This is a genomic window from Microcoleus sp. BR0-C5, from assembly GCF_036705045.1.
Lineage (GTDB): Bacteria > Cyanobacteriota > Cyanobacteriia > Cyanobacteriales > Microcoleaceae > Microcoleus.
The window spans coordinates 35,909-45,541 of record NZ_JAUBTR010000058.1; the positions used below are offsets into that span (position 1 = coordinate 35,909).

The window sequence follows — 9,633 nt, forward strand, 5'->3', positions numbered from 1 at the left end:
AGTAGGCTAACGCAATCAGGGGTAAATTTTTTAAGGTTTTTAGAATCTCGGTGTCAGGAGGAAACTAAGCTGCATAGTATTTTTTGAGGAGATCGCCCCTGTCACCCGATTTTAGATTTTAGATTTTAGATTTTAGATTTAGTCCACAGATGAATCGGGGAGATTGAACTAGAATCTCCTATTTTTGGTGACTCACGACTCCTATCGGAAAGTAAGTATCGGCTTTTTGGGCGGGTTCAGCCGATCGCGCGATCGAACCCCACCCTTTGTTGCCCTTCAATTCCGCTACCAACACAATCCGAGCGATATCCCAACACCAATGAGCGCTCAACGCAAAAAAAGCGGTGGGAACTATCTTCGTTATTCATATTTTTACCACTTCTTTTATAATACCTTACATAAACTCATTACTGCGATTTCTTTACTTTTTGCAATCAAATAAAATATCTCCACAGGTCTTGCTATTTAGCCAAAAAGTGATAATATTGAAATAGAGGCAATCGAAAACTCGGTTGATACAGCCTAGGAAAAAATTTGAGAATTTTTGTAACAAAATTACAATTTCCAATAAACTGTCTTTTGTTTACTGTCCTTTGACCGAACTGAGATGAAGTGGAGAGGAAAAAAGCAATGATCGAAAATTTAGCAATTGATCAAAAAGCCGGTTTAATTCCCAAAGAAAAAGCCTTAGTATTGTTGTTTGATGAAGTCGGCATCGCCGACATCCCATTAGTAGGCGGTAAAAATGCTTCTTTGGGCGAAATGATTCAACAATTAACTGGCCAAGGAGTCAGAGTTCCCAACGGATTTGCAACTACAGCACACGCTTACCGATACTTCATCCAGTCAGCGGGCTTAGAAGCTAAATTGCGCGAAATTTTTGCCGATTTAGACGTAGAAGATCTGCAGAACCTGCGACAAAAAGGCAAGCAAGCGCGGGCACTGATTCTCGACACACCATTTCCGCGAGAACTCCAAGCGGCGATCGCCGATGCTTACGAAAAATTGTGCGATCGCTACGGCGACAGTACAGACGTAGCAGTGCGTTCCTCCGCCACCGCCGAAGACTTACCAGACGCCAGTTTCGCGGGACAGCAAGAAACCTACCTCAACGTCCAAGCTTGCGCTGGCGTCCTCGAATGCTGTCACAAATGCTTTGCTTCCATATTCACAGATCGCGCAATTTCCTACCGCCAACAGCGGGGTTTCGACCACTTTGAAGTCGCCCTATCAGTCGGCGTCCAAAAAATGGTGCGATCGGACTTAGCATCCTCCGGCGTCATGTTCAGCATCGACACCGAAACCGGATTCAAAAACGCCGTATTAGTCACCGCCGCCTACGGATTAGGCGAAAACGTCGTCCAAGGCACCGTCAACCCCGACGAATACTTCGTCTTTAAACCAACATTAAAACAAGGTTTTCGCCCGATTTTAGACAAACGCCTCGGCAGCAAAACACTCAAAATGGTGTACGATATCGGCGGTTCTAAATACACCAAAAACGTCTCCGTAATCGCAGCAGAAAAAAATAAATTTGCCATACAAGATGATGAAATTATCCAACTAGCAAAATGGGCAGTTATCATAGAAGAACACTACTCTAAAGTGCGCGGGACTTATACCCCGATGGACATTGAGTGGGCAAAAGACGGCAATACGGGCGAATTGTTTATTGTCCAAGCGCGACCCGAAACAGTACAATCTCAAAAGTCTGCTAAAGTTTTGCGAAACTACAAATTGCAAGGCAGCAGTGCAATTTTGGCAAAAGGACGCGCCGTTGGCGAATCAATCGGACAAGGAAAAGCCCGCGTGATTTTAGACGTTCACAGAATTGCTGAATTTCAATCAGGAGAAGTTTTAGTTACCAACAAAACCGACCCGGATTGGGAACCGATCATGAAAAAAGCAAGTGCGATCGTCACCAATTCCGGTGGCCGCACTTGTCACGCCGCCATCATCGCCAGAGAAATGGGAATTCCCGCCATTGTCGGCACCGGCGATGCCACCCAAATCTTGAAAAACGGGCAAGAAATCACTGTTTCTTGTTCCGAAGGAGATGAAGGAAAAGTTTATTCCGGTTTGCTTCCTTTTGAAATTCAAGAAACTGCGATCGAGAATTTACCCCGCACCCGCACTCAAATTTTAATGAATGTCGGGAACCCAGAAGAAGCCTTTGGTTTATCAGCCATTCCTTGCGACGGCGTAGGCTTAGCGCGGTTGGAATTCATCATTGCCAATCACATTAAAGCACACCCGCTGGCACTGATTCACTTTGACGAATTGGTGGATGAATCAGTCAAGGAAGAAATTGCAGCACTGACAGCACTTTACCAACACAAACCCGATTTCTTCACCGACAAACTCGCCCACGGAATTGCCACAATTGCCGCCGCATTTTATCCAAATCCAGTTATCGTGCGGATGAGCGATTTCAAGAGCAACGAATATGCTAATCTTTTGGGCGGGCGGCAGTTTGAACCCAAGGAAGAAAACCCGATGATCGGGTGGCGCGGCGCCTCTCGTTATTACGACCCGAATTACCGCGAAGCTTACGCTTTGGAATGCAAAGCATTAAAGCGAGTTCGCGACGATATGGGCTTGACAAATGTGATTCCGATGATTCCATTTTGTCGCACCCCGGAGGAAGGGCGAAAAGTGTTAGCCGAGATGGCAAAACACGGTTTAGTCAAGGGCGAAAACGGCTTGCAAGTGTATGTGATGTGCGAATTGCCAAGCAATGTCATATTTGCTGACGAATTTGCCCAAGTTTTTGACGGATTCTCGATCGGCTCTAACGATTTAACTCAGCTAACATTAGGATTAGACCGGGATTCTGCTTTAGTCGCACACATTTTTGACGAACGGAATGAAGCTGTCAAGCGCATGGTAGCAATTGCCATTAAAGCCGCCAAGAAGTACGATCGCAAGATTGGAATTTGCGGTCAAGCGCCCAGCGATTATCCTGAGTTTGCTCGATTCTTGGTTGAGTTGGGAATTGATTCGATTAGTTTGAATCCCGATTCGGTTTTGAAGACTTTGTTAGATGTTGCTAAGGTGGAAGGTGCGGGTTCGTTGATGGATTTAGCGGGGGATATTGCTAAGGTTTAACAGTTTTGGTTTTGGAGAGCAACGGGGTTTCTCAAACAATAGCTGCCCCATGTTCTGGCTTGGTTGTTTTTGAACTAGACCCGGTTTCTCATATCTAGTCCTGTCAAATAACCCATATCGCGTTTGTAGTGATGAATCCAAGTCCTCTAATTTTTATCAGGACTTGCATTCGTCACTACAAATCTATTTGATTGCTAGTAATTGACCTGACATATAGCAATCCTTGCAGGAGTCGTAAATTTTTTACCCCACCCCAACCCTCCCCGAACTCGCGGGGAGGGAGTAAGAAATTCACAAATGATTTAGGATTGCTATAATATCACATCCTATCTGCGCTTCTGGCTTTGTTGAACCCTGGCGCTGCGCTTTACGAAAAAAGTGTCGCCAACAGCGATCGCCATCCTCAGCCGCCAGCTAACGGTTAACACAGGGGCGGCCTAGTTTGAGACTTGATCGGGAACTTTTCTTATTTAAAACCGTCTTTTCGAGGAGGATTTTTTTCTGGCCATCGCCTAAATCAAAACTAATATTCTCCACATAAGCTCTGAAAAAGTGCTAACTGCTCTCCTGATTATTTTCATAGGTTTAGCTCCGTCGCTACTGTCTTTGTGGGTGATGCGCTCTGCCCAGGGACAAGCCAGCGACAGAATTGCAGCGGCCCGACTTGCGGTAGCGAATAGACCCATGCCAACTCAACTACCAACTGCTGATCGCACTTACATACAAAGCCTCGGTTATGCGATCGGCGATATCACTTGCGAGTACAACGCCCGCTCAAATTACATTCGCTGTGCTGTCAATCCTTCTGGGCCCTGTCAAGATTGTAGGTACTACCAAGCCAGAACTCTTGACGCTAGCGGTGAAAAGATATAGCTTATATTGGTGCTTGTATCTACGCCTATTTGCGGATGTAATCATCAATGAGTTAAGATGTACTTAAGTGTAAGGATTATTGTTGAAGCTTGTTTTGGACGACCCACGCCCAAACTCAGCAATTAAAACCTAATCGAGCATTATTGCTTGGTTACAGTTGCTATAACACGCGAATTGCGTTAGGTGTTTTTCTAGTTGAAGACTTACGAGCAGAAACGAAGTTTAGATGATAAATTTTGGTTGGGCGGCGAGGAATCTAGGCATAAATTGGGTTTATAGTCTCCTGGGCGTAACCTCTGCCGTTCAGAAAATTAGCCAACAAAAATCGTAAGTAGCCCAGGGGCAAATCTCCAAATCAGTTTCTCCAAAACATCATGAAAAATTCTGCACGAAACATTGTCCCGAGCATTTATCTTAAACAGAAACCAGCTCGAAGACTCGGTTGTTGACAACTTGAGAAGTTGCTTGTGGGCGGCAATAATCTGTTTTTGCGATCGTAGCAAAACAGTCTCAAACCTAGATTGCTATCTCCAGACTCCAAGTCATGAATTTTTAAGACGCCTCGTCGATACAGGGTATGCCAATTTCAATTGAATCTCATATGTTGCACCATTCTCAAGAATAGGCTTTCCGACCTGTTCCACAACAAGTGAATTTGCTTATGGGCTGGGCAGGAGAACCCCCCATAGAAGAGTTATTGAGAATGGTAAAAGATCTCAGTTGAATGACACTTCGGGCACGGCCGACATAATTATGTGACGGCTATCACTCCCTAATTAATGTCTAGTTGCTATTGTGAACAGGGTTTGCGCGCCAAAACCAAAGAAACCGAGTTTTTTACCGGGAGCGAAGGCTACAAAGAAGTCTTTTAGTCCCTCAAACCAGGTTTATACGTCCAGAAATAGTGAATTTTCTCTGCAAATAAAGTGCATTAGACGATGTACAGAAAACCTCATAAAGTAAATTTTTGAGAACTCCTGTTATTATCTACTGCGCGATGTAAGAGATATAGCCTTTCTCAGTAACATGAGGTGCACGCTTGATAAGCGGCCTCCGTGGCCTCCGTGGGAATAGGCCTCCGTGGCCTCCGTGGGCATACCTCACCAAGATTGAGAAATGCTGTAGGCGTGTAACAGATACACTCCCTAAAAGAAAAGAAAAAAGCCGAAGGCAAAATATCACCCGATAGAGAGATTATTGGGATTGAAACCCCAAATCCTCAGCGCTTCTGCCGGCGATATTTGCAATGCTATCAAATATCTATATAGCACTGCTTTGTGCTGAGTAAAATTTGCTTTTTGCTCTTGATCCAAGTCAAGCAGCAGAGCCTCTTACTCTGCAATTAAACCTTGTCAATAGGTGATAGTTATCATCTTGAAGTGGGTACATCATCTACAATTCGTGAGCCAATTTGACCATGCAAAGCATCTGCAACAAACCAATTTTTCTCAACCCACAAATATGTGATTCCACTGAAATGATTGCGGACACAAACTCCCGAACAACAGCAACTTATTATCATAAAAAATCAATAAAACAAGTAAAAATAGAGGAGTGTTTCCTGTCCCAGAAACTTCGTGGCGGCACGAGAATTGGGGATTCCCACAGAGAAGTTTTGCGAGCAACCGTAAGGGAAAACCCCCCGTGGTTGCCCCCTCGGACTATAAAAAATGTACTGTTCCTCGATGCCAGAGTAGAGAACGGTGACAGCTTGGCAAGAGGAGCAACAGCCGATACAGAGGTATTTGTACTGGACTCGACGCGGGATGGAGTCGAGCAAATTACTAGAATTTTGGCTAATTACAGCGATTTAGACAGCCTTCAGATAATTTCTCACGGTCGAGAAGCTCTGGTGCAGCTAGGGTCGATCGAACTTTGCAGCGACAACTTACAAACCTACAGCCATTTGTTACAGCAGTGGGGAAAAGCCCTCAGCGAGAGAGGAGATATCTTGTTATTCGGGTGCAGCGTCGCAGCGGGGGAAAGCGGCGAGGCCTTCGTGCGGCGGCTGAGCTTGATGGTCGGTGCAGATATTGCAGCTTCCGACAACTTAACGGGGAGTGCGGCACTCGGTGGCGACTGGGAATTAAAATTTGCGACCGGGGAAATAAAGGCGAAAATCGCCATTGAAAAAGAAGTGCTCGAAGCCTACCCTTACGCGCTCGGCACATTAGTTAACGAAACTTTCAAAAACTCCACAGTTAGGGGGCCTTGGATTTACGGGGGAAACAACGGGGCACTGTTCAATCCGAGCAACGGGGTTGCAGCAGCCAATCAACGTATCCCCGGCATTACCGGAGGCACTGTATCCGGCTTACTTCCGGCTTTGGGCGGTTCGAGTCCCGGCGATGGCGCTCTGCGATTAACTCCTGCGGTAAATCTTCGGGAAGCTTTTGTTATCTACAACAATCCTATTCCTTCAACGGACGGTCTCAGAGTCCAGTTTGATTTTTATTCTTACGGTTCAAGCCAGCAATTTAATTCTCCGCAACCATTTATTAGCCCTCAGCCAGGGGACGGGCTGGGTTTCTTCTTGATTGACGGCACTGTTAGCCCAACAAGGACTGGGGGTTATGGCGGTTCTCTGGCTTACGCTCCACGAACGAATATACCCGGTATTGAGGGAGGTTATTTAGGCATTGGGCTTGACGAGTTTGGCAATTTTTCAACGTCTACAGAAGGGCGCTCTGGCCCTGAGCCACCTCCGATTCCGGGTTCTTCTATTGGTTCTTTCAGACCTGATTCGGTGACTGTTAGAGGAAATCAAGCAAATGGTTATCGGTTTTTAACAAATGCGATCGTTCCCTTCGGCATCGATAACATTCCTACGAGCATTGACTTTAGTGGCCCTGTTGCCGGCAACAATTTTAATTTCAGCAATACGTTCACGAGCGATCGCAATTTAGCCAAAAGAGCCGTTCAAATTACGCTGAATCCATCTAACGATCCGGTCAATCCCTCTCGCCTCACCGTTGCCTTCGATAAAGAATTCGACGGCATCTACGAAACTACATTGATCGACATCCCCAACTTGGCAACCGAAAACGGCCCAGTACCGCCAATTTTTAAATTTGGTTTTGGCAGTTCCACAGGAGGCGCCAACAACATTCACGAACTTCAAAACGTGGTAGTTGAAACTATCAATCCTCCCACTATCGCCGCTGAGGTTGCCACTATCAAGACTGGCCCGCAGTTCGTCAAGCCTGGAGGCAGCATTACCTACACGATTACTACTGTAAACAAGGGGCCAGCGCCGGCTACAAATGTTCTGATTCAAGATGAAATACCTTTTGAACTGCTGCTTCCGGGCGGATTGCCCCCGGTTCTCAGTGCCTCCAACAACGGCACTTACGTGAACCAAACCAAGGCTGTCACCTGGCCGTTAATTCCGGTTCTCAATGCGGGTGAGACTCTGACTTACACCCTGACTATTGATTTGCCGCCCGGTTTAACCAGCGGTAGCAGTTTTGCCAACGTTGCATTCAGCACTAGCTCGACTTTCGACCCCGACCTCAGCAACAACAGCGGTATACTCGCGCCAGGGCAAATCGAGGGGCCTGGTGTAGTGTTTACCACAGTTGTCGATACAGTCGCGGATTTAGTTACTACCAAAAGTGGGCCTGTGACTACCTCGGCTGGGTCAAGCGTCGCCTACACATTGACTACGACTAACATGGGGCCAGACCCCGCTGCCGATGTGACCATCACGGACAGCATTATTCCGGGTTTAACAGGAGTCAGCCTATCGGACGGGGGGAGTTACGACCCAGTTTCGGGCATTGTCACCTTCCCAGCACTGACGGTGCTGGCCAATGCGGCTACTGCGACCCACACCGTCAGTTTCATTGCCCCAGCCACCCGTACCGACATCAGCAACACGGCCCGGAGCCGCTCGGCGACTTTCGATCCGATCGCCACTAACAACAACGGCTCGACAACCAACAAAGACGGCACTCCCACTAACTCTACGGTTACGACAAGTATTGCGCCCAACGCGGATATTGTTACCACGAAAACGGGTTCTACGAGTGCTACGGCCGGTAGTTCGGTCAGCTATACGATCGCCACAGTCAACTTAGGGCCGAGTCCTGCAGAAGCCGTAACCATCACTGACAGCATAGTTCCGGGGTTAACCGGAGTCACGGCATCTAACGGTGGCGTTTACGATCCAGTGACGGGGATTGTCACCTTCGCGCCCGTGGCAATAGGCAACGCGGAGACAGTCACCCGGACGATCGACTTCACAGTACCGCCTACTCTAACTTCCATCAGCAACACGGCCAGAAGTACCTCCATCACTCCCGACTCCACTCCGGCCAACAACAACGGTACAAACCCCAACGCCACCGTCACCACCTCGATCGAGGCTGTGGCCGATGTTGTCACCCAAAAAACAGCTCCGGCCAGCATCCAGGTGGGCGACACGCTACTTTATACAATTACTACTACCAACAACGGGCCGAGTCCTGCGACCAACGTAGTCATTACTGACAGCTTGATTCCCGGCTTAACTAATGTCAGCGTGTCCGATGACGGAACCTACAATCCAGACACAGGGGCGATCGAGTTCCCAGCGATCGCGACTTTAGCCAGCGGCAGCAGCGTCACCCGCACCCTGATTTTTGTACCGCCGCCTACCCTGACGAGCATCACCAATATTGTATTAAGTCGATCGGACACTTTTGACCCGGACTTGACGAATAACAACGGCTCGACAGTCGCAGTGCCCGGTCAGGCGGGGGGGCGAGTAATCACCTTGATCGAGGCAGCCCGCGCCGACCTGGTTACGTCCAAGAGCGGTCTCACATCTGCTTTGGCTGGTAGTTCCGTTACTTATACTATAACTACCGCAAACAATGGGCCGAATGCTGCGGAAAACGTAGTGATTACAGACAGCATCATTCCCGGTTTAACGGGAGTCAGCGCATCGGACGGCGGCACTTACGACCCCGTGACAGGGGTTGTCACCTTCCCAACAATTCCCAGTTTGACTAGCGGCAGCAACATCAACCGCGAGGTAACAGTAGTCGTTCCAGCGACGGACAGCATTAGCAATACTTCCCAGAGTCGATCGACCACTTTTGATCCCCAACCCAGCAATAACAACGGTTCCGAGTCCAGAGCCACTGTCACCACCGCCATTTTACTCGCGCCGCCCACACCCAACCAACCTCCATCAGCCTACAGCAGCAACGCAGCGCTAGCGCCCAACAGCGTTGTCCAAATTAGCGGGCTCGGAGGCAGAGACTCAGACGGCACAGTGGTTACATTCACCATCAGCACCCTGCCGCCAGCCAATGAAGGCACGCTGTTCTTGGCCGACCCCAGCCAGGGAGTGCGGGTCACGGCAGGTCAAACCCTGACAGCCGAGCAAATTACCCAGTTGTTCTTCCAGGCATCCGGCAATTTCACAGGGGCAAACTTCACATATAGCGCTACAGATAACCTCGGCGCCACCAGTGCGGCAGTCGCCACTGTCTCTCTCATTCCCCTTAATGAACCGATACCGACGCCGACACCCGCGCCAACACCCACACCACCAACACCGGCGCCAACTCCAACACCCGCGCCGGAACCAACACCCACACCACCAACACCGGCGCCAACTCCAACACCCGCGCCGGAACCAACACCCACACCACCAACACCGGC

General features: G+C 48.5%; 4 protein-coding genes. 3 read left to right on the forward strand and 1 reads right to left on the reverse strand.

Going from position 1 to position 9,633, the window contains the following annotated elements; genetic code table 11:
• Positions 1 to 236 precede the first annotated feature (236 nt).
• On the reverse strand, positions 237 to 368 hold the full coding sequence (locus QUB08_RS23155; protein ID WP_333227488.1) for a hypothetical protein: 132 nt from the start codon (positions 366 to 368) through the stop codon (positions 237 to 239).
• 262 nt (positions 369 to 630) lie between these two features.
• Here QUB08_RS23155 and ppsA point away from each other — a divergent pair, with 262 nt between their 5' ends.
• The 3 genes from ppsA to QUB08_RS23170 all read left to right on the forward strand — a co-directional run.
• Entirely contained in the window at positions 631 to 3,108 is a 2,478-nt protein-coding gene (ppsA, locus tag QUB08_RS23160; RefSeq protein ID WP_333227490.1) for a phosphoenolpyruvate synthase, read from the forward strand.
• Positions 3,109 to 3,660: 552 nt separating this feature from the next.
• Positions 3,661 to 3,981, forward strand: coding sequence for a DUF6464 family protein (locus tag QUB08_RS23165; protein WP_333227492.1), 321 nt, complete (start codon positions 3,661 to 3,663; stop codon positions 3,979 to 3,981).
• Between the two features lie 1,615 nt (positions 3,982 to 5,596).
• The coding region (locus QUB08_RS23170) for a DUF4347 domain-containing protein (RefSeq protein WP_333227494.1) at positions 5,597 to 9,633 on the forward strand (4,037 nt) is incomplete at its 3' end.

What these genes read in the sequence shown, in the direction of transcription:
- ppsA (WP_333227490.1), top strand. Translation starts at nt 631, where the DNA reads ATGATCGAAAATTTAGCAATTGATCAAAAAGCCGGTTTAATTCCCAAA.
- QUB08_RS23155 (WP_333227488.1), bottom strand. Translation starts at nt 368, where the DNA reads ATGAATAACGAAGATAGTTCCCACCGCTTTTTTTGCGTTGAGCGCTCA.